At 71.4% G+C, this 20,352-nt stretch carries 20 protein-coding genes; 9 read left to right on the forward strand and 11 right to left on the reverse strand.

Annotated features, from left to right (window positions below; genetic code table 11):
- Window positions 1-65 precede the first annotated feature (65 nt).
- Window positions 66-1,529, reverse strand: a complete 1,464-nt coding sequence (locus BBK14_RS18435; RefSeq protein ID WP_071064223.1) for a class I adenylate-forming enzyme family protein — start codon at window positions 1,527-1,529, stop codon at window positions 66-68.
- 303 nt (window positions 1,530-1,832) lie between these two features.
- On the opposite strand from BBK14_RS18435, the gene BBK14_RS18440 reads away from it, so the two are divergent.
- Both BBK14_RS18440 and BBK14_RS18445 read left to right on the forward strand, forming a co-directional pair.
- Window positions 1,833-2,582 (forward strand): SDR family oxidoreductase, encoded by a 750-nt coding sequence (locus BBK14_RS18440; RefSeq protein WP_071064225.1) that lies wholly within the window; start codon window positions 1,833-1,835, stop codon window positions 2,580-2,582.
- 21 nt (window positions 2,583-2,603) lie between these two features.
- Window positions 2,604-3,236, forward strand: a complete 633-nt coding sequence (locus BBK14_RS18445) for an alpha/beta fold hydrolase (protein ID WP_241831636.1) — start codon at window positions 2,604-2,606, stop codon at window positions 3,234-3,236.
- Here the strand turns inward: BBK14_RS18445 and BBK14_RS35500 are convergent.
- From BBK14_RS35500 to BBK14_RS18475, 8 genes are all read right to left on the reverse strand, one after another.
- Entirely contained in the window at window positions 3,154-3,717 is a 564-nt protein-coding gene (locus BBK14_RS35500; protein ID WP_241831637.1) for a DUF3558 domain-containing protein, read from the reverse strand. The genes BBK14_RS18445 and BBK14_RS35500 overlap by 83 nt on opposite strands.
- A 115-nt stretch (window positions 3,718-3,832) precedes the next feature.
- Window positions 3,833-4,360, reverse strand: a complete 528-nt coding sequence (locus BBK14_RS18450; RefSeq protein WP_241831638.1) for a PH domain-containing protein — start codon at window positions 4,358-4,360, stop codon at window positions 3,833-3,835.
- Between the two features lie 394 nt (window positions 4,361-4,754).
- Complete coding sequence (locus tag BBK14_RS18455) at window positions 4,755-8,012, reverse strand: ATP-binding protein (protein ID WP_083391055.1); 3,258 nt, start codon at window positions 8,010-8,012, stop codon at window positions 4,755-4,757.
- Between the two features lie 391 nt (window positions 8,013-8,403).
- The gene (locus BBK14_RS18460) at window positions 8,404-9,093 is read right to left on the reverse strand and encodes a DNA alkylation repair protein (protein ID WP_071064227.1); all 690 of its coding nucleotides are present in this window, start codon (window positions 9,091-9,093) and stop codon (window positions 8,404-8,406) included.
- Between the two features lie 94 nt (window positions 9,094-9,187).
- Window positions 9,188-9,349 (reverse strand): hypothetical protein, encoded by a 162-nt coding sequence (locus BBK14_RS42885; protein ID WP_235014069.1) that lies wholly within the window; start codon window positions 9,347-9,349, stop codon window positions 9,188-9,190.
- On the reverse strand, window positions 9,346-11,373 hold the full coding sequence (locus BBK14_RS18465; protein ID WP_241831639.1) for an alpha-amylase family protein: 2,028 nt from the start codon (window positions 11,371-11,373) through the stop codon (window positions 9,346-9,348). Before BBK14_RS18465 ends, BBK14_RS42885 begins: the two co-directional genes overlap by 4 nt.
- A gap of 173 nt (window positions 11,374-11,546) precedes the next feature.
- Window positions 11,547-13,526, reverse strand: coding sequence for a pyruvate kinase (locus tag BBK14_RS18470; protein WP_241831640.1), 1,980 nt, complete (start codon window positions 13,524-13,526; stop codon window positions 11,547-11,549).
- A 118-nt stretch (window positions 13,527-13,644) separates the two neighbouring features.
- Window positions 13,645-14,229: a SixA phosphatase family protein gene (locus BBK14_RS18475; protein ID WP_083391056.1), complete on the reverse strand. Its 585-nt coding sequence runs from the start codon at window positions 14,227-14,229 to the stop codon at window positions 13,645-13,647.
- A gap of 57 nt (window positions 14,230-14,286) precedes the next feature.
- On the opposite strand from BBK14_RS18475, the gene BBK14_RS38410 reads away from it, so the two are divergent.
- Window positions 14,287-14,436 carry a hypothetical protein gene (locus BBK14_RS38410; RefSeq protein WP_157904293.1) on the forward strand — a complete coding sequence of 50 codons (150 nt, stop codon included), beginning with the start codon at window positions 14,287-14,289 and terminating at the stop codon, window positions 14,434-14,436.
- A 443-nt stretch (window positions 14,437-14,879) separates the two neighbouring features.
- On the opposite strand, the gene surE is transcribed toward BBK14_RS38410, so the two are convergent.
- A complete protein-coding gene (surE, locus tag BBK14_RS18480; RefSeq protein WP_071064231.1) occupies window positions 14,880-15,644 on the reverse strand; it encodes a 5'/3'-nucleotidase SurE in 765 nt (254 codons plus the stop codon).
- On the reverse strand, window positions 15,644-16,567 hold the full coding sequence (locus BBK14_RS18485) for a PfkB family carbohydrate kinase (protein WP_083391057.1): 924 nt from the start codon (window positions 16,565-16,567) through the stop codon (window positions 15,644-15,646). Before BBK14_RS18485 ends, surE begins: the two co-directional genes overlap by 1 nt.
- Before the next feature lie 427 nt (window positions 16,568-16,994).
- On the opposite strand from BBK14_RS18485, the gene gvpO reads away from it, so the two are divergent.
- From gvpO to BBK14_RS18515, 6 genes are all read left to right on the forward strand, one after another.
- The gene (gene gvpO, locus BBK14_RS35510; protein WP_083788288.1) at window positions 16,995-17,255 is read left to right on the forward strand and encodes a gas vesicle protein GvpO; all 261 of its coding nucleotides are present in this window, start codon (window positions 16,995-16,997) and stop codon (window positions 17,253-17,255) included.
- Window positions 17,256-17,325: 70 nt separating this feature from the next.
- Window positions 17,326-17,850 (forward strand): gas vesicle protein, encoded by a 525-nt coding sequence (gene gvpJ / locus BBK14_RS18495; RefSeq protein WP_020461535.1) that lies wholly within the window; start codon window positions 17,326-17,328, stop codon window positions 17,848-17,850.
- Window positions 17,825-19,168, forward strand: a complete 1,344-nt coding sequence (locus BBK14_RS18500; protein ID WP_241831641.1) for a GvpL/GvpF family gas vesicle protein — start codon at window positions 17,825-17,827, stop codon at window positions 19,166-19,168. Before gvpJ (BBK14_RS18495) ends, BBK14_RS18500 begins: the two co-directional genes overlap by 26 nt.
- On the forward strand, window positions 19,161-19,433 hold the full coding sequence (gene gvpJ, locus BBK14_RS18505; RefSeq protein WP_071064235.1) for a gas vesicle protein GvpJ: 273 nt from the start codon (window positions 19,161-19,163) through the stop codon (window positions 19,431-19,433). The genes BBK14_RS18500 and gvpJ (BBK14_RS18505) overlap by 8 nt, the downstream gene beginning before the upstream one ends.
- Window positions 19,430-19,924 carry a gas vesicle protein K gene (locus BBK14_RS18510; RefSeq protein ID WP_071064238.1) on the forward strand — a complete coding sequence of 165 codons (495 nt, stop codon included), beginning with the start codon at window positions 19,430-19,432 and terminating at the stop codon, window positions 19,922-19,924. Before gvpJ (BBK14_RS18505) ends, BBK14_RS18510 begins: the two co-directional genes overlap by 4 nt.
- On the forward strand, window positions 19,921-20,352 hold the full coding sequence (locus BBK14_RS18515; protein ID WP_071064240.1) for a gas vesicle structural protein GvpA: 432 nt from the start codon (window positions 19,921-19,923) through the stop codon (window positions 20,350-20,352). Before BBK14_RS18510 ends, BBK14_RS18515 begins: the two co-directional genes overlap by 4 nt.

Here is a 20,352-nt window from a genome sequence, read left to right on the forward strand (position 1 = left end):
CGGCCTCGGCGGCGCCCTCGCCGCCGAGGCCGGCACCGGGGCCGGGGCCCTTCGCCCTGGCGGGGTCAGCCGCCGCGGGCCTCGACGAGCGCGCCACGGTTGATCTTCGTCGCCTCGCTGCGCGGGAGCGCCTTGACGATCTCGATCGTCTTGGGCACCTTGTAGGCGGCGAGCCGGCTCTTCGCGTAGGCGATGACCTCCGCGGACGACGGAGGCTGGGCCGGGTCGGCAGGCTGCACGACGGCGTGCACCCGCCGGCCCCACTCCGGGTCCCGCAGCCCGATGACGACGATGTCAGCGATCTTGGGATGGTCGATGAGCGCCGTCTCGACCTCGGCCGGGAAGACGTTCGCCCCGCCGGTGATGATCACGTCGACCCGGCGGTCCACCAGGTACAGGAAGCCGTCGGCGTCGAGGTAACCGAGGTCGCCCACGGTCTCGAAGCCGTCGTCGGTGCGGCGCAGCCGCGGGGCCTGGCCGAGGTAGGTGTAGCCGCCGTAGCTCGATCGCGGCGCGCGCAGGTAGATCTCGCCGATCTCACCGGTCGGCGCCGGTTCGCCGTCGGCGCCCAGGATCCGGACCTCGGTGCCCCGGAAGCCACGTCCCACGCTGCCCTGCCTGGACATCCACTCGTCGCCGCGCAGCGCGGTGATGCCGAGTGCCTCGGTCATCCCGTAGGCCATCACGATGCGCTCGGCGCCGATCAGCCCGGCCCACCGGTGCACCAGCGACGGCGGCATCGGCGCCGCACCCTGCATGATCCACTCGATGCTGGACAGGTCGCGGCCGTCGACGTCCGGCAGGTCGCCGATGCGCTGCAGCATGGTCGGGGTGGCGGTGAACGTGCTGATCCGGTGGCGCTCGATCACGCCGACGACCCGGGCGGCGTCGAACTTCTCCATCACCACCAGCCTGTCCCCCGCCAGCAGGTTGTACAGGGTGGAGAACCCGTTGGCGTGGTACATCGGGGCGAGTACCAGGATCACCTGCGGCCGCGGTACCGGGCTCCACTGGTCGACGAACGGCGCGGTGGCACGGGCGTCGAAGACGGCCGGCCGCGCGTTGAGAATCACCTTCGGCGTGCCCGTCGAGCCGCTGCTGCAGATGCCGTTGGTCTGCGGCGACGTCGCGTCGGGCAGGTCCGGGACGGCGAGGTCGGCCGTCGCGTCGATCCACGGGATGTCCTCGGGTCCGAGGAACACCGGCGCGTCGACGGTCTCCCGCAGCCGGGTGAACTCCCAGTCCGGCAGGTCCCAGCGCACCGGCACCGGCACGGCGCCCAGCTTCCAGGCCGCCAGCGCGCTGAACACGAACTGCGGCGAGTTGCGCAGCCCCAGCCCGAGCAGGTCGCCGGGGCCGAGCCCGCGGGCCGCGAGGGCACCGGCGAGCTGGCCCGAGCGCCGGTCGAGCTCGGCCCAGGTGAACGCCGGTTCGGTGCCGTCCAGCGCGATGTGGCGTAACGCGATCTCGTCGGGGCGCTCACCGACGAGCTCTCGAATCCGCCGTGCGTAGCTGACCGTGTCGTCCACGGCGTGTCCCTCCGTAGGTCCCGCCGGCTCCCACGGAGGGACGAGTCCGAAACCGACTCCAATAATTAACCGTGTCCGGCGTCGGGCGAAACCGTTGGACGCGATCCGGCCCGTTTCACGGTCCCGGGAGCGCCGCCCGGGCCCGGGTCCGGCTGCCTCCCGCGCGTCGTCGCGGGTACGCGCCAGCGGACGTCCAGGCTGGGTGCGCGGCGGTGGCCCCGACCGGACGGAGCCGGGCCCGGGGCCCGCGGCCGGATCGGGCGAGTCGGAACTCGGCGCTCGGAACATCGCGAGAGGGTCATCATGAAGATCGTTGTGATCGGTGGCGGCGGGCTCGTCGGCTCCCGGGTCGTGGCCCGGCTGGCCGGGATCGGGCACCAGACGGTGGCCGCCTCGCCCCGGACGGGCGTCAACACCCTCACCGGCGAGGGCCTGGCGGCCGCTCTCGACGGCGCCGCCGTGCTCGTCGACGTGTCGAACTCACCGTCGTTCGAGGACGACGCGGTGCTGCGCTTCTTCGAGACCTCGACCGCCAACCTGCTCGCCGCCGAGGCGGCCGCCGGGGTCGGGCACCACGTGGTGCTCTCGGTGGTCGGCACCGAACGCCTCGCCGCCAGCGGGTACTTTCGCGCGAAGAGCGCCCAGGAGGCACTGGTCGCGGCCGGCCCGATCCCCTACTCCGTCGTCCGCGCCACCCAGTTCTTCGAGTTCGTCGGCGGCATCGCCGACGCGGGCACCGAGGCCGGCACCGTGCACGTCCCCCCGGTGCGCATTCAGCCGATCGCGGCGGACGACGTCGCCGCCGGGGTCAGCGGCGCCGCGCTCGGGACACCGACGAACGGCGTCACGGAGATCGCGGGCCCGGAGCGGTTCCGGCTCGACGACCTCGTCCGCACGGTGCTGTCCGCCCGCGACGACCCTCGCCCCGTCGTCGCCGACCCCCGGGCACGCTATTTCGGCGCGCCGCTGGATGATGAAACCCTGGTGCCCGGCGACGACGCCGCGCTCAGCGAGACCCACCTCGTCGACTGGCTGAAGGAGTCGACTGGCTGAAGGAACGGTAGGTACCACCCGGTGACGACCTTCGCGCTCATCCCCGGCGCCGGCGGCGCCGCGTGGTACTGGCACCGCGTCATCCCGCTGCTGACGTCGCGGGGCCACCAGGCCGTCGCCGTGGACCTGCCGGGCGACGACGAGTCCGCCGGGCTGCCGGAGTACACCGCCCTCGTCCTCGACGCGGTGCGCGGGCAGGACGACGTGGTCGTCGTCGCCCAGTCGCTCGGCGGGTTCACCGCGCCGCTCGTCGCCGCGCGGACACCGGTGCGCGGCGTCGTCCTGGTGAACGCGATGGTCCCCGCGCCGGGTGAGACACCGGGCGACTGGTGGGGCAACACCGGCGCCGAGGAGGCGCGGGCCGCCACGGCGCGGGCGGCCGGGTACGGCACCGAGTTCGATCTGGAGGTGTACTTCCTGCACGATCTGCCGCGCCAGGTCGCGGCCGACGGTGAGGCCCACCAGCGGGCCGAGAGCGCCGCGGTGTTCGCCTCGACGTGTGACCTCGACGCCTGGCCCGACGTCCCGACCCGGGTCGCCGCCGGCGCCGACGACCGGTTGTCCCGGGTGGTCAGATCCGGTCGGAAACCGTGCGCGCCAGGTCCTCGAGTGGCCCGTTGTTTTCCGCCGGGTCGTTGCTGCGCACCAGTTTGACCGATACCCAGCGGCCAGCCTTGTTGACAAAGATCCCCCCATCCTCGATATATGCCTCGTCGCCGACTCCTGACAACGGGCGGAGATCGTGGCCTATGCCACGCTCGGCGGTAAGATAATTCTTGGCGGTTTCCCCGACGAAGACCTCAACCTGGGCCGTTGGCCCGCTGGGTGGCGCTGTGTAGGTGCACGTCTCGGCCAGCAAAACGGGGCTGTTGAGCGACGTGCCGGCAAGTTTCTCGGCCTCCGGCCTGGACACGAGCGCGCAGGGGTTCGCTCCCACGCCGGCCGACGGCAGCGCCGGTTCCGCAGGCTTGTTTCCGCTGGTGGCCGGCGTGCGCTGTTGCCCGGGTGCGGGCGAAGGCGTCGCCTCCGCGCCCGGGGTACCGCACCCGGACAAGCCGAGCGTCACGAGGACCGCGAGTAGGGGCAGCACCGCGCGGCCTCCGACGTAAATACGATTCAGTACAGGAAGATCCACGCTGGCCCCCATTTGTCGGCGCCCGCCCCCGGGAAGCAGCGGCCCGAAATCCGATAGCGACATTCGCGGGGGATCTTCGAGTTCCTCCCCCGCGAGGCTGTCATCGACGCGGGCCTCACCCGGGTCGGAGCAGGCGGGCCATCTTGCCCTCGAACTCCTCACGGGTGAGAACGCCTGCTTCTCGCAGCTCACCGAGCCTGCGCAGCCGATCATTGAGGTCCGGATCGTCAGGCGGAACGGCGACGGGAGTCGGAGCGGGTGACGCCAGGCCAAGACGGTTCCGGATCAGATCCGCGATCTCCCTGCCGGCACGCTTGTTCACGTTCGTGATCTCCGCCTGGCCATCCGATGCGAGGACGACAATTTTTCCCAGTACCAGCCCGGCAGCCCACTCCACCGAGGAGACGTTCCTCAGCGGGAATTCCTCGCTGGCCCTCCGCTTCCGACCTTCCAAAACGAACAGCAGGCGGCGATCAGTAAGTACCACAAGTCCACCGCCCTTACCGCACGAGCCCCTGGCCAGGCGCTCGACGCGTTCACCCTCCCACAGGTGTTCCGCAAGGTATTTGATCTCTCGGCTGCTCCTGCTCCTGAGCCGCATCTTCTGTTTGGCCTGCTCGATGTCCTCACGCAGCTGCGACATGCCCGGATCCCCCTGACCGACACGTTATGATTCCTCACCCTCCGCGACAGCGTGAGGAAAGCCGACCAGTGGGCAGCGCGGGCCCCCGTCGGCGAGTTCCGTCCCGCGGACGAGACTGGGCTCGGGTAAGGGCCCGAGCCGACGTTGGTTCATGGGGACATGGTGGCTGTCGTTCGTTCTGTCCGGCGATCTCACCGGACGCATCCGCCGTGAGAGACCGTCCGGAACCGCCGGGGGGCTTGACGGCCGTCAGCAGGAGTGTCCGGCGCGGCCGGACGCCGGGCGGGCCAACTCGTGGGGCACCGTGTCGTATTGCGTCAGGCCGAACCTCAGCGGCCTTCTGCGCCACGGCCGACAGGTGGCGGGTCAACGCAGACGGGAGGGAACAGCCCGATCAGTCGGGCTGGACGAGACCCGCATCGGCGTGGTCCGGCTGGGAGACGCCGCCGGCGGCGAGGAGCCTGCTGGCCAGCTGGGTCCGCGCCGTCACGTGCAGCTTCCCGAACACGGCGCGCAGGTGGTGTTCGACGGTCTTCTCACTGAGGACGAGCTCCCGGGCAACCTGACGGTTGGTGAGACCCGCGGCGACCAACTTCGCGACGGCGAGCTCCAGCGTGGTCAACCGGGATGCGTCCCGTTCCCGGCGACGGCCCTCCCGAGGTGTCCATCCGCATGCGACCAGTTCGCTCTCGCAGCGGTCCAGATATGGACGGGCATCCAACAGGGTGAAGGTGTCGTGGGCGGCCTGTAGCTGCCTGACCGAGTCCGCGGGGCGGCCTGCCCCGCGTAGGAAGCTGCCGTAGGAGTGGCGGAGCAGCGCCCGTTCAAAGGGCAGCTCGATCTGCTCTGCCTCTGCGAGGCCCGCGCGAAAGGCTGCGTCGGCCGCGCCCGGGTTGTCGCGGAGCGCTTCCAGGTTGCCGCGGTTGCGGGCAGCGGCTGCCATCGCGGAGCGGCGCCCTCGCCGCCTGGCCGCCGTCTCGAACCGGATCAGAACCTGCTCGGCCCGGTGGAGGTCGCCGACCTCCACCAGCGCGTCGACAAGGATGTCCTGCCATCCGGATATGCCAGGCTCGGCATCGAGGTCCAGTAGCCCGGACCGGACCGGTGGTTCGAGGACGGCGACGATCTCGGCGGACCGGCCACGGGCCCGTGCCAGGTGTGCCATAGCGATGGCCGCGCTCGCGATGAGGTGGGGAAACCCGCTTTCGGCGAAGACCTGCGTTGTCCCGACGTGTTTCTCAGCCTGTTCCCACTGGCCGCGGGCTGCGGGAACCAGGACGCCGATCTGGTGGCAGTACGGGACCAGCGCGCCGTCGTCGGAGTCGGCCATCAGCGACAGCGCGAGATCGCAGTGGATCGCGGCGTCGTCCCAGAGCCCCGCCCGGTACTCGGCCTGAGCGAGTGTGGTCGTGACCAGTACCCGGAACAGCAGCGAGCGGCCCCGGCTGGCAGCCAGGACTCCGCCGAGATCCCGGCGGGCGTCGGCGAGATTGTCGACCAGGGCGTAGATCTGTCCCCGGCCGGCGAGCACGTCCAGCTCGGCCACGGAGGCGACAGCGGGGTCCGGCAGGTCGGCGACCGACTCAAGCACCGCGTCGAGCTGCCCGCTCGCTGCCAGCCCGCTCATCCGCATCTGCCCGATGAGGTCGAACGCCGCGTGGCCGGAACTCAGCTCCAGCGCCCGCCCGGCCCACTCGGCGGACTCGGCGCCACGGAGTTTCGTCGAGTAGAGAGCGGCAAGCCATCCGGCGACCCGAGCACCAAGCAGCGGGTCGACGTCGGTCCCGCTGTCGGGGGCACAGCGCTTCCAGGCGTTCCGCAGCAGCGTCTCGGCCTCGTCCGCATCACCGCGTTGGAAGGCGAAGCGGGCCAGCAGGTAGTCGCGCCAGGCGGTCGGCCGGAAACCGCGGACCTCGGCCTCCTTCCCGAAGAGATCAGGCAGGTCACCCGTAAGCAGTTGACAGTCCGCCGCCTCCAACATCAGCTGCTCGTACTCGGTACGCGCCGGAGCGAGCCGCGCAGCGGTGGACAGATGGCCCGCGGCGGCGGCCCAGGCCCCCGCGGTCGCCTCCTCCCGGCCCAACCAGGCCAGCTCCGTGGCCAGCGCGCCGTCCGGTCCGGTGGCGGCACGGGCCAGGTGGTGCAGCCGCAGGGCCTCCTCTTCCACGAGAGCCGCCGCACGGGTGTGCAGCTCGGCCCGCCGCGCCGGTCCCGCCTGCTCGTAGATGGCGGCGTGCACCAGGGGATGCGGGAACCGCAGTCCCCGCGCGGCCGGCTGCTCCACCAGCAGCCCCGCCTCGATCGCCTGCTCCAGAGCACGCAGCGGCTCGTCCAGCCCGCCGACCGCCGCGGCCTGGGACAACGTGGGATGCGCGCCGAGAACGCTGGCGGCGGTCGCCAGCTCCCGGCCCTGGACCGGTGCCGCCGCGAGCCTCGCCACGACGAGCATCGCGAACGAGCGCGGCACCGGAAGCGGCGCCTCGAGATTGTCGAAGGCCTCGGCCGGGACCTGTTCGAGCAGCGCACGGGCGTGCAGCGGATTGCCCCCCGTGTGGGCCCGCAGGCGGACGCACGCCCGCCAGGACAGCGGCCCGGTGGCGTGCGCGGAGCTCAGGGCCCGCAGCTCGGTGTCGTCCAACCCTTCGAGCAGGATCCGGACAGTCCGCTCGTCCATCAGCAGCCGGCGGAGCCCGTCCGGCAGCTGCGCGTCCACCAGATCCCGGACCATCAGCACGGCGAAAACCCGGTCGGCCCGCAGCCGCCGCAGAGCGAACGTCAGCGCCTGCAGGGACGGCCGGTCGGCCCAGTGCGCGTCGTCGACGACCAGCACGACCGGACCGGAGCGCTGCAACTCGCCGAGCAGGTCGACCAGAGCCTCGCCGGCGACCAGCGGGTCGGGCGACGGGACCCGGCCGGCGGCCACCGGCCCGCCCGGGAAAACCGGATCCGGCCCGACGACCCTGGCCGCTTCGGCCGTCAGCTGGTCGAGCACCCCGAAACTGAGTCCCGTCTCGTCCTCCTCGCCGCTCGCCCACAGCACGCATCCCACGTCCGCGTCGCCGAGGAGATGGCGGACCAGCGCCGTCTTACCGATTCCCGCCGGCCCCTCGAGCAGTGCGACCCGCGGCCGCCCGCCCTGAACCTCGGCGACCGCGCGGCGTAGTTGACTCAACGCGTCCGGCCGCCCCACGAACAGCGCCCGGCCGCCATCCACCAGCCGGGCGGCCGGTGCCGCGGCGGCCGGCGGGGCGGCGGACGCCGGTTCGACCCGTCTCAACCGTCTGGCCGCCTCCGTGGCCGAGCGGTTGACGCTGCGCAGGCCGGCCATCCGTATCAATAGATTGTGGTAGGCGTCTTCCCATGCCTGCCTGTCCCGCAGATCGTCAGGCAGCGGCCTGCCAGACTCCTCAGCGATCCGGATACAGGTGTCGACGAACACCTCGACGTGATCCTGCGCGGGACGCACCGGCCGGCTTCTGCTGATCATTCCGTCGATGGTGCTGCGCTTCAGACGCAACGGAGGTACCCCGGGCCGCCGCCGCGGGGTCTTCGCACTGGCGGCCACCAAGTCACGGATCGACAGGCCCGCGGCGTCCCGCAGTGTCCGCAGCCGCTCCGCGAACTCCGGCCGCGGATCCGGTCCACCACTCACCCAGCCCCCCCACCCGAGGTGATCTCGGGGTGTCCGACGTCGCCGGACACCCCGAAAATGAACAATAACCCGCGCCGTGACCGGACAGTCGGGAGCCGTGACATGCGTCGATCGCCACACCGGTCGGTGGGCGGCATGTGCCGCATTCGTCGGCAGCGCGAGCTCCGGCCCGGGCGGTTCCGCGGAACCGCCGGCCGGCCTGCACAGTTTCGTCGTCGAGGAGGCGGTGTCCGCTGTTCTTGGACCTGTCGGCGAACGCCGGGGCGGGGATCGCGGCGGCCGGATGGCTGCTGCTCACCCCGCTGCTGTGGTGGGGCACGTCGATCCGCTTCGAGCCCGTGTGGCTCGTCGTCGCCCGCCCGTGGCACCGGCGGCGCAGGTACGAGACGGATCAGCCGATGTTCTTCAGCGCCTCGCGACGAGACAAGGGCGACAGGGCGTCGCCGCGAGCGGTGACGAAACGGCGGACCTCCGCCGGGTCGGTCCAGGCGTACTGGCGCAGCGCCCAGCCGATCGCCTTGCGGATGAAGAAATCCCTGTCGTCGAGGTTCGCGTCGATGCAGGCGTACAGGAGGTCGAGGTCGGTCGCTGCCTTGAACGAAAGCTGGCAGATGATCGACGTGCGGCGCCGCCACAGGTCGCCGTCGCGGCTCCAGCGCAGTACCACGGGACGGATCGCGGCGGGGTCGGCGGCGAGCAGTGGGCCGACCCGGTGGGAGGCGATCTCGTCCACGTAGTCCCACCAGGCGCCGGTGACGACCATTTCCTCGTACATCTCCAGCGTCCCCGCCTGCTGGTAGGCGCGATAGGCGCGGTGACCGGTCAGGTCGATCGCCGCGTACCGCTCCTCCCGGTATGCGGCCTCCCGCCACAGCGCGAGGGCGGTCGCCGTCCAGCCGAGCGGGTCCGTCAGCGTCCGCGCGGCGAAGACGGGGCGCAGCACCCGCGTCCGGACAGGTTTCGGCACACCGCGGTAAGGCATGTCCGACTTCATGTACGCCTGCATGCCGGGCGCCCTCGCCGGATCGGCGGCACCCGCGAGCGCTGCCCGCACTTCCGCCACCAGCCAGCCATCGACCACACCGTCACCTTGCCTGTCCACGGCTCGACATACTGCCCGCCATGACCGACCAGCAGCTCGCGGCCATCCTCACCGGTTCGGCCGACGCCCCCGGTCAGGCTGCCGACTCGCCGACCGTCGGTCGCACCTGTCCATCCGTCCCGCCGCGACGAACTCGCAGCCAGCGGAAGCCGTAACCGTCCAGGTCGAGCTCGACGGCGCCGCCGTCACCGGCGACCAGGTCACCGCCGGCCTCATCCGCTCCGGCCAGTCTCACCAGCCGGTCGCCGCGCTCGACACCGGCGAGCGCGAGGCGTATGCGGCAGGCTCCCTGCCGAGGTTGTGCACCGCGACGACGGTCTGGCCGTTGAGATCGGTACGGTGCGCGAACACGGACGGGAGATCGGCGCAGTCGAGCACCGTGCAGGTGCCCCAGGCGAACTCCGGGCAGCGCCGGTACGCGCGGATCATCGCGGTGAACCAGGACAACAGTGAGCCGGGGTCGTCCCGCTGGGCCGCGACGTTGACATTCGCCGGCCCGAAGTCGCCTTCGACGTCGGGTCCGACCAGTCGGTCGGGCCCGGCGGTCGAGAACCCGCCATTGGGACCACCGGTCCACTGCATCGGGGTGCGCACCGCGAGGCGGCCCTCGGCGGCCAGGTTCTCGCCCATGCAGATCTCCTCGCCGTAGAAGAGGGTCGGCGTTCCGGGCAGCGAGAACAGCAGGCTGTAGACGAGGCGGAGGCGCGCCGGGTCCCCGCCGAGCATCGACGGCAGCCGCCGGCGCAGCCCGCGTCCGTACAGCTGCGTCGAGGGGTCGGGACCGAACGCGGCGAACACCTCTTTACGCTCGTCGTCGCTCAGCTTGTCAAGCGTCAGCTCGTCGTGGTTGCGCACGAAGGTCGCCCAGTGCCCGTCCTTCGGCGCGACCGGCCGCTCCCGCAGGGCCGTGGCGAGCGGGGTGGCGTCCTCGCGGGCCAGGGCCAGGTAGAGCTGCTGCATGCCGGGGAAGTCGAAGCACATCGTCAGTTCGTCGCCGTCCTCGTCCCCGAAGAACGTTCGCAGGTCCGCGTACGGCAGGTTGACCTCGCCGAGCAGGATCGCCTCGCCGCTGCGCCGGGACAGGAACGCCCGCAGGTCACGAAGGTAGTCGTGGGGATTCGGCAGGTCCTCGGCGTCCAACAAGCCGGCCGTCTCCAGCAGGAAGGGGACCGCGTCGACCCGGAAACCGGAGATCCCGAGTTCCAGCCAGAAACCGATCACCCGGGCGATCTCATCGCGCACGTCGGGATTGGCGACGTCGAGGTCGGGCTGGTGCTTGTAGAACCGGTGCAGGTAGTACTGGCCGGCTTCCTCGTCGTACTGCCAGACGCTGTCCTCCTTGTCCGGGAACACCACGTCGGACGGGCCGTCCTCGGGGGGCTCGTCCCGCCACACGTAGAAGCCGCGGTAGCGCGAGTCGCGGTCGGAACGCGCTGACCGGAACCACGGGTGCTGGTCGGAGGTGTGGTTCACGACCAGGTCGGCGATCACGCGTATGCCCCGGTCGCGGGCGAGGCGCAGGAACTCGACCAGGTCGCCGTGGGTGCCCAGGCGAGGGTCCACCCCGTAGAAGTCGGTGATGTCGTAGCCGTCGTCGCGGTCGGGGGACGGGTAGAACGGCATCAGCCACAGGCAGGTGACGCCCAACTCGTGGAGATAGTCGATGCACTGGGCCAGCCCCTGGAAGTCGCCGCAGCCGTCGCCGCCGGAGTCGAAGAAGGTCTCGACGTCCAGGCAGTAGACGACCGCGTTCTTCCACCAGAGGTCGGCTGTCCTGGTCAGCCTCACGCCCGCACCGCTTCCGGCTGCGCCGCCGCCGCGCGGGGGGGAGTCCGTGAGTTCCGGCAGCACCGAGCCCGCGAACACCTCGATGAACTCGTCGAGCTGCTGGCCGACGTGGTGCAGGAAGATCTCCTCGAAGCCGAGCTCGGTGTAGCGGGCGAGCCGATCGGCGTGCCAGCCCGGTTCGCTGGAGATGTTGACGGTCTCGGCGACGACGGCCGGCGGGACGTGCGCGGACACCGCGTCGAACGTGTCGACGTGGTCGATGTCCCAGCATGCCGGTGGCGGGAACACGTTGGAGCGCCACTGGTCGTGGGCGAGGCGCCTCGCCTCGTCGGCGTCGGGAGCGTAGCTGAGGTGAACCTGCAGGCGCAGGGGGCCGCGTCCGCCCGCGTCGCGGTAGGCGTCGGCGACGGCGCGCAGCAGCTCGCCGGGCGCGATCTGCTCATGGGACGCATGAATGCCGAAAAGAGTCACATCGCGCTCTTTGCCCGTCGAGTGGGTCCTAATCATCCGATGCCCGAACACCTGACGAACTGGCTTGAACACCGCCAGGAGTTCGACCCGGCCGCCGCCCGGATCAGCGCCTGGTGGGCAGCAGTACCAGCACCGCCCTGGGTTCGCGACCTGTGGGGTGGGATGGCCTGGCACTACAGATGTGTCAGGCCGATCCAGGACCGCAACGGGCGGAAGATCGGGGTCTTCTTCTGCTGGTGGCCGGCCATCCGGCGCAGGATGTCGTCAAGTGCGGTGATGGCCTCGTCGATGTGCGGGCCCTTGTTCAGCATCACGCACTCGGCGCGCTGGCCCATCGCCGCGTCGGTGATCTCCGCGCGCGCCGGTGTGCCGGTCTTCGCCAGCTGGTCGAGGACCTCGGTCGCCCAGATGGTCGGCACGTGCGCGGCGGCGGCGAGCCAGAGGATCTCCTCCTGGAGCTCGGCGAGTCGCTGGTAGCCGCCCTCCACCGCGAGGTCGCCACGGGCGATCATCACCCCGGCCCGCGGGGCCCGCAGCGCCGCCAGCAGCAGCTCCGGCAGGTTCACGAACCCTTCGGTGGTCTCGATCTTCAGGACCAGGCCGAGGTCGTCCCAGCGCCCGGCGGCGCGGATCGCCTCCTGCGCCTGCTCGACGTCAGCCCGGCTGCGCACGAACGAGATCGCGACGAGGTCGGCGATCTCGACAGCGACGGCCAGGGCCGCCTGATCATCCTCGGTCAGTCCTTCATGTGGCACTCGGGTCGCGGGCAGGTTCACGCCCTTGTCCGCGCGCAGCTTCGCGCTCCGGCCCGAGGCGTGCAGCACTCGGACGTCGATGCTGTCTGTGTCGACCCGCTCGATGACGCCGGAGATCTTGCCGTCGTCGAGGGAGACCGGGTCCTGAGGGCGGGCTGCGTCGAAGACGGCCGGGAAGGTACAGCCGATCGTCGGCGGGCCGGCCGGGTCGTCAGGAGAGGTCGGGGCCGGGCGGGCCGGTCGTGGCGACAGATCGCGGGTGAGCCGCAGGAGATCGCCCTGGCTCACCAGGTGGTAGGGCGCCTGACGCGGCAGCGGTCCCACCTGGCACCGGCGCTCGCCGTGCCGGAGTTCTACGCCGGTCTCCAGATAGGTCGTCTTCCACGCCTGCACGGTGACCGTCGGCAGCCCCTGGCGGGCCGCGACGTCGGGGCCCTCGGTTCCGGAACATTCGTGTACCGCCACCACCTGCAGGCGGCGCTGTGACGAACGGGCATCACGCAGCCTGAGTTCGTCGCCCACCCGCACGCCGGCCAACCACCCGCCGGCGCCGATCAGCGGTACCCGTACGACCCCGTCGCGGGAGTCCATCACCGCCGTGTCGACCGCGCCCGCGGCGTCGTCACCCGTGGCATCGTCGCGTACGGCGACCAGTTCGGCGGTGGCCGGCGTGACGGCGACGCCCTGCAGATCCCGCACCGGGCGAAGCCGCACCACCGCCGGCCCCGACTCGAGCGGCCCGGTGCGGATCTTCGGACCGGCCAGGTCCATTGACACCAGGCAGATCCGGTCGAGATCACGGGCGGCCGCCCGGACGTGCTCGGCCATCGCTCGCCACTCCCGCGGGCTGTCGTGCGCGGTGTTGATCCGGGCCACGTTCATCCCGCGGGCCACGAGGCGACGCACCAGGGCCGCGTCAATCGCGGCCTCGCTCGGCAGCGTCACCATGATCCGCACATCATGCTTGGGTGGCGGCGGGCCCAGCAGCGCGCCTGCGTTCGCCTCGATCCGGTTCCAGCCCTCGTCGTAACCCGGGATGCCGGGCTCGACATCGACAGCATCAGCAGCGAGGGCGGTACCTGACCCGAGTGAGCCACGCAGACTGTCCATGGCAGCGTGCAGGCTGGCCGCGACGCACGGCTCGCACCGGCCGAGTGAAGAAAGGCCGCGCCGTGTGAGCTCCCCCTGAACGGCCCGAATGTCGCGGCTGCGCAGCGCCAGATAGTGGAGCATGTTGCGGGCGCTGCCCCGATGCCGCGGGTGCACCGTCTCGAGGTCAGCGCGCCGCGCCCGCTCCGCCCGGTACAGATCCGCCTGGATGGCCGCCAGTTCGTCGAGCAACAGCAACCCGGCGTCGTCGCCCTGCTGCCTGCCGTCGCCGCGCCTCGTCCCATTCACCGAAGTCATCCGTCGCCGCTCCCCGCTTGCCACCCCCGCCTGCTGGGACCGCTGGGCCCCGCGGTCAGGTCGTCCACCACACATTAATCGTGGGCTTCACCAGAGGCCGTTCCCGTCTTTATCGGTCTTGACCTCGCTGTTCCGGCGTGGCGAGATACTCCACCGTCACACCGAGGGGCGGATGCCCACGCAGCAGCCACCCGTCGCCCTTGCGGGTACGGCCGTCCGCGCTCGGCCAGCCGTGCCACCCGCGTGCCTGCCAGGCCTGGAACAGGTCTCTGATCCGTTCGCCGTGCGTACACAGCACGCTGTCCTCGGCCTCGTCCGAGGCGAGTAGATCCAGCAGGCTCTCCGTGGAGCCCTCGACACCGAGCACCGCGCAGCGGCGCAGGGGCAGTGCCCGGTCCACGGCCAGCGGGGCAACCGTCTGCTCGCAGCGCAGGGCCGGGCTCGTGAGCACTCGACGGACCGGCAGGTCACGGACCACGACGCCGGCGAAGGCCTTCGCCTGGCGGATTCCACGCGCGGTGAGCGGCCGGGCGGCGTCCACCCCCGTCCAGCCGTTCTTCGGCAAGGCCAAGGCATGCCGGACGATCACCACGGTGCGGGGATGAGTCGCACCACCGGTATCGACAGCGCCGCGGCCAAGGCACGCGGGGGCGAGCGCGACGAGCCCGACCAGGGAGACGGTCGCCAGATCCATACCACACGGCTACCCGCCGTCAGGTTAAGCCCATCCGACGAACGCCCGAACAACAGGATGCGACCGCAAGACCGCCCCCGCCCAGTTCCCACACGCCCTGTCAGCGCGACGAGGAAGGCCCGCCAGGCCGCGCTCGACCGGTACGGCCTCAACCGCTTCCTGCGGGACTGGGATGCCCTGCTCGGCGACGCCGCCACGGACTGCTGACCGACTGCCCTGCGCCGACAGCGAGTTCCCGCGCCAGCTCCACACGCAGACTGTCTCGTCCCGGACGTCTGTCTCGACGCACAGGATACGAGACTCTCGACAATGCCGCCACGACACCTGGCGCGACGCGGAATACGCTCGTGAAATGCATCAGGGAAGTCAGCGACCCGAGGAGTTTCAGCCAGATTCCGTGGCTTCGCCAGGTCGAAAAAAGGGATCCTTCCAGGTAAACCCGGTAGAACAGATGCTGATATTGCTCGGCATAGAACAGGATTTTCCGGAGGAGGACCCACCGATAGCCCGGCCTCGGTAGTCAGTCGCTCCGCCGAGGCCGGTGGGCCCGTGGTCTCCGGGCCGGGCGGCGGGGCTCCGTCACCCGCGGTGGGACAGTGCGCCGAACACCTCATCAGCTCACAGGTCTCGGCGCCAGGGCATTCCGACGCTCAGGCTCCCGTGTCCCAGGCGAGCTGCGTGAGGTCGACGGCCTCGGACCCCGTGGGCCCTTCGAGGGCTGTGATCGTCGCCCAGCCCTGCCGGAGCAGGGCGACGTCGCTGCCCGGACCGGCCTCCTCCGAGGTCTCGCTGAAGGTGGTGGTGAGGTAGCCGCGTCCCCGCTCACCGATCCGGGCCTGCACCGCCCCGAAGGAAGCCAGAGCCGCGGGCCGCACGCCGCGCAGCCGCCCGGGCGGCAGGTCGGGCACATTCACGTTGAGCACGAACGGCGGGCCGCGGTATGCCAGCAGCCAGGCGATGGCGCGGCCCGCGACCAGCGCCGGCGACTTCCAGTGGACGGGCTGCGCTGCGGCGCACGAGACGGCCAGCGCGGGCAGGTCGTGGGTGACCGCCGTGAGAGCCGCCCCGACCGTGCCGGAGTGCAGCACGGCCTGCCCCGTGTTCGGTCCGTGGTTGATGCCCGCGAGCACGACGTCGGGCGCCGGACCGAAAGCACCGCGGACACCCACAAAAACGATCAGAGCGGGAGAGGCGTGGACGGACAGAGCCGTCATACCTGGGACGCCGTCGAGCACGCGTTCCTCAATCAACAGGCGGCCCTGCGACTCCAGCGCGGACAGGGATGCGCTGCTCCCGCTCCGTTCGCCGTCCGGCGCCGCCACGGTCACCTCCAGACCGCACGCCACGGCGGTCCGGACAAGGGTGCGCAGACCACCGCTGTCGATACCGTCGTCGTTGGTGATCAGCGCGCGCATCAGTGGGTGACGTCTTCGCTGGCGGGACAGATGTCCACCCGGGCCGCCAGGCGTTCGATCAGGTCCCGTTCGCCGGTGGCGAGCCCGTGTCGGGTCGTGTTCAGCGCACCGGCCGCGGCCCCGAGGCGCAGCGCCTGGTCCATGTCCGCGCCGCGCGCCAGGGCGGCCGCGACACCTGCCGTCATCGAGTCACCCGCGCCGCGGTGGTCGAGCATGGTGAACCGGGGCGTGCGGACCTCGGCCGTGCGGTCGCCGACCAGCGCCAGCGCCGGCTGCTCCGCGCGAGACACGATCACCGTCTCGGCACCGGAACGGGCCAGCTCCCCCATGACCGCCCGCAGCTCGTCCGGGTCGTCGGAGCCGGCGTGCCCGTCCCGGACGAGATCGTCGTGGCTGACCTTGAGCACCGCGACCCCGCCCTCCAGCGCCGCCGTCAGGCACTCCCCCGACAGATCCGCCACCACCCGGGCACCCGCCCCCGTGAGGTCCGCCGCCAGCCGCCGGTAGGTGTCGACGGGAAGCACGCCCTCACCGTCAGGGCCGCCGAGAACCGCCACACCGGCGTCAAGCCCTTCGACCAACGCCGTGTCGTACAGCCCGTCGAGTTCGTGGCGGGTCAGCGGCGGTGCCGGAGCCGTCGCCACGACCTCGCGCCCTCCCGCGCGCCGGTCGTGCACATAGCCCCCGTTCTCGCCACCCACCGCGACCGGCCGCACGACGACACCGCTGCGTCCCAACAGGGTCGTGAGTACCTCGCCGGTCTCCCCGCCGAACGGTGCGCACAGCCGGGCCTCGACGTCCAGAACCATCATCAGGTGCGCGATCCACACCCCCTGACCGCCGGCGTGCAGGTGGATGTCGCTCGCCCCGTCCGGTCGCGCCTCGATCGTCACCGTCAGCAGCGGCGACGGGGCGAACACCATAACCCGCGGTGATCGGGATCGCTCCCCGCCGATCTTCCGTGGTTCCGGGCGCTTCATGACGGATGCCGTCACGCCCTGACTGTTCCCGCCGGCCGGGCCCCGACACGCCCTGCCGACCACCACGCCCTGCCGACCACCGGTCGGCCGACCGCGCCCGATCAGGCCAGGAGAACTCGCGGCGCGGGGCGCAGGAAAACACCCAGACCTCGGGAAAGACCCGAACCACCATCCAAGGCTAATTCGGCCAGCATCCGGAAGAGAAGTCTCATCGTGGGCCGCGGGTTTGCGGCGGCTTCCGCCGGGCAAGGCGGCCACACGTAGGAATTTTCGTCGGCCGCCGCCATGAACCCGAGGAGCGGCCGACAGATCACATGTAGGTGTCATGCCACGCGACGACTCGGCGGATGCCGGCGGGCGAACGCGACAGATGGCTGGAAATGACGGACTCGCGGCTGTCGTCAGTCGTTCACTGGCGGAGTTCGGAACTCTCGTGGGGCAGGATCCCGAGCGGGTCACCGGGGCACGCCGGACGGACTCTGGATGGTCGTTGCTGGTCGATCTCACCGAGCTGGAGCGCATCCCGTCGACGACCAGCGTGCTCGCCACCTACCGGCTCGACGTCGACGAAAGGGGCTGCCTGGTGGGTTATGAGCGGCTGCGGAGGTTCGTACGCGGCGCCACCGACTGAGCACGTACACGGCCGATATGGGTCGGTAAGCCGGAGACCCGGCACGGCGGAATTCGGAAGAACGTGAGTCATGACGGTCGATCGCGGTTCTCTTGCCGGTCCCCCGCGGTTGCGCGCGCTGAGCGGGCCGCGCTCGGACTCTCTCGCCGATGTACTGGAGAGAGTTCTCGACAAGGGAGTCGTGATCGTTGGCGACGTCGTCATCAGCGTCCTTGACGTCGAGTTACTCACGCTCAAACTGCGGCTTTTCATCGCATCAGCCGACACCGCACGCGAAATGGGTCTGGACTGGTGGACCACCGACCCCTTCTACAGCCGTGAGGCGCGATCGTTGCAGCAGGAGAAGGAGCGGGAACTGCGCGACGAGACCATGCGGGCGCTCCATGCGGAGAACGAGGAACTGCGCTCCAGACTCGCCGTTCTCGAGAGTTCGGTGCGGGAGCGTCTCCCGTTCCGGGAGGCGGCCGCGGTCGAATCCCGGGCAGAGCCGTCCACCGGAGCCCCGGTGGAGGTGGCCGCCCGCCGCGACGAGCCGCGGCCGTTCTGGGCGCGGGACGCGGAACGGAGGCATGACGGTGGCCCCGGAAGACGCTGACTTCGGCAGCCTCGGCGAACTGGCTGTCCAGCTCGCGCCTGGCGTCCTGGACGAAGCTGTGGCCGAAGCCCGCGAGGTCGCGCGTGGGCAACTCGCCCGACTCCTGGCGCGGGAGATCACCAGAGCCGCCTGCGAGCGGGGGGTGGCGGGCGCGGGCTCCTCGCCGGCGGGCGCGGGCCGACGGGAGCACAGTGAGCACCGCCAGGCCCACCGCGACGGCCCGGTGCCAGCCGGCCACGGCGGCCCCGGGCCAGGCAGCCGCGACGGGCAGTCGCCCGGGGGCGTCGAGCGGGCCCGGGCGCTCTACGCCTACGGGATCGTCCCCGCCGGTACCGACGTTTCGGGCCTGCCAGGCCTCTCCGAGGGAACGACTGTCTGTGCCGTCACTCGCGGCCAGGTCTCGCTCGTGATCTCGGCCATCGACCCGGAGCTGCTGCGAGACGTCGAGGAGGACCTGTCGGAGACGGGACGTCTCGCCACCCTGGCCCGCGGCCACGATCAGGTCCTGCGGGAACTGCAGGATCTCGCGCCCGTGCTGCCGCTTCGGTTCGGAACCGTCCTCCCCGGCGAGAGCGAGGCAGCCGTCATCCTCGACGATCCCGACACCGAGCTGCCGCGCGCCCTCGACGCGCTCCGCGACGCGCGCGAGTGGGGATTCCGGATCGACGCCGCGGGACCGACCGAACCCCCCGCGAGCGGCGTCCTCCGGTCCACCGGCGCGGGCGAGTCGACCAGGGCCACGCCCGCGCCGGCCCCGCCCTGCGCGGCGGGCGTCGCGGACACGGGGAACACCGCTCGTCCGGGTGCGGGCACCGCGTACCTCTCGGCCCGCCGGGACGAGCTGCGTGAGCAGGAGCGACGACGCGAGGAGACAGCCCGGCTGGTCGAGTGGACGCACCGGGAGCTGCTCGTCCACGCGCGTGACGTGGCCCGCCGTCCTGGCCGGCCGGACAGGGTCTTCGACTGCGCTTACCTCGTCGACCGCGGCGAAGAGGATGGATTCCTCGACACGGCGGAGCGGCTGGGTCCGCCGCTGGAGGAGGCCGGGTACGTCGCCACGGTGACCGGGCCGTGGCCGCCCTACTCCTTCGTTCATCTGACACTGGGCGGGGACGGCGGGAGCGGCTCCGACCGCGGGTCGGGTTCCGCCGAGGCGGGCCCGGCGGAAGCGCTCCGCGCGACAGCATCCCGTGCGACAGCGACCCGCGAGGGAACAACTCGTGTTGCGGCGGGAACGGCGCCCGTCCGGTTCTCCGTCCCGACCGGGGATCGGCCGGGTGACGATCCAGAGTTCGAACCAGGTGAGGAGCGTGGCTGATCAGCGATTCGTCCCGACACCGCGGTACCGGGGCGGTGGCGTCGGTACCCGGCGGCGGCCGGGGGACCGCCCGGGAGGGCGGCCCGCCCGCAACTCGGCGCAGCCGCTCGCGGACCTGCTGGACAGGCTGGTCGACACCGGCGCGGTCGTCAGCGCCGACGTGGTCGTCGCCCTCGCCGGCGTGGACCTCCTGAGGATCGATCTTCGTCTGCTTCTGGTGGGCGTCCAGACCGCACTCGAGGGAACCGGCGAGGTCTGGCCATGACGACCGCCGGGCGCGGTGACGACCGGCGCCTGCGGCTCGACGCGGACCCGCAGGACGTGGGGCGCGGGCTCGGTCAGCTCGTGGTGGTCGTCCTGGAACTGCTACGCGAGGTGCTGGAACGACAGGCCATCCGCCGGATGGAGGGCGGGGGGCTGACCGCCGCGCAGATCGACGACCTCGGCCACGCGCTGCTGGAGATTCGCGCCAGCCTGGTACAGGTCCGTGAGTCGCTGGGCCTGTCGGCGCAGGAGGCCGAAGCCGCCTTCGCGCGTGCCGGCCAGCTCCTGGCCGCGGACGACGACCGGGCCGCCCGCGGGCCGCAGGCCGCGGCACCGGAGTCCCACGGGAAGCCGACCGACAAGGACATGTCCCGCCAGGAACAGGCCGGTCCGGGCAACGCCAGAACCAGGTCAGCCGTCCCGGAGGCGGGTGAATCCAGGGCAACCGTCCGGAGGCCGGGCCTCCGGGAGAAGGCGAGGACAGCGCCATGACCGTCGCCAGCTATCCCATGGGACGGGCGCCCAGGCCGAGCGGACTCGCCGACGTCCTCGACGTCGTACTCGACAAGGGCATCGTCATCGACGCCTACGTGCGCGTCGCCCTGGTGGGCATCGAGATCCTCACCATCGACGCGCGCATCGTGATCGCCAGCGTCGACACCTACCTCCGGTTCGYCGAAGCCGTGAACCGGCTGGACATCCAGCCCAAAGAACAGGTGGCAGGGCTGCCGGGGCTCATGCGCGAGGTCACCGAAAGCTCGTCCCGGCACCGCGTCAAGGGAGCCCTGGGCGGGATCAGGGAGACCGCCGAGGACGTCGCCGAGGCGCTGCGCGGATCGTCCTCCTCCGACCAGAACGGGCGCGGGATGCCTGCCGAGCGGTTCGCGCCCGCCGAGCGCCGCGGCGGCCGGGAGGGGTGA

The sequence above is a fragment of the Parafrankia soli genome, from assembly GCF_001854695.1.
In the GTDB taxonomy this organism is placed as follows: Bacteria; Actinomycetota; Actinomycetes; order Frankiales; family Frankiaceae; genus Parafrankia; species Parafrankia soli.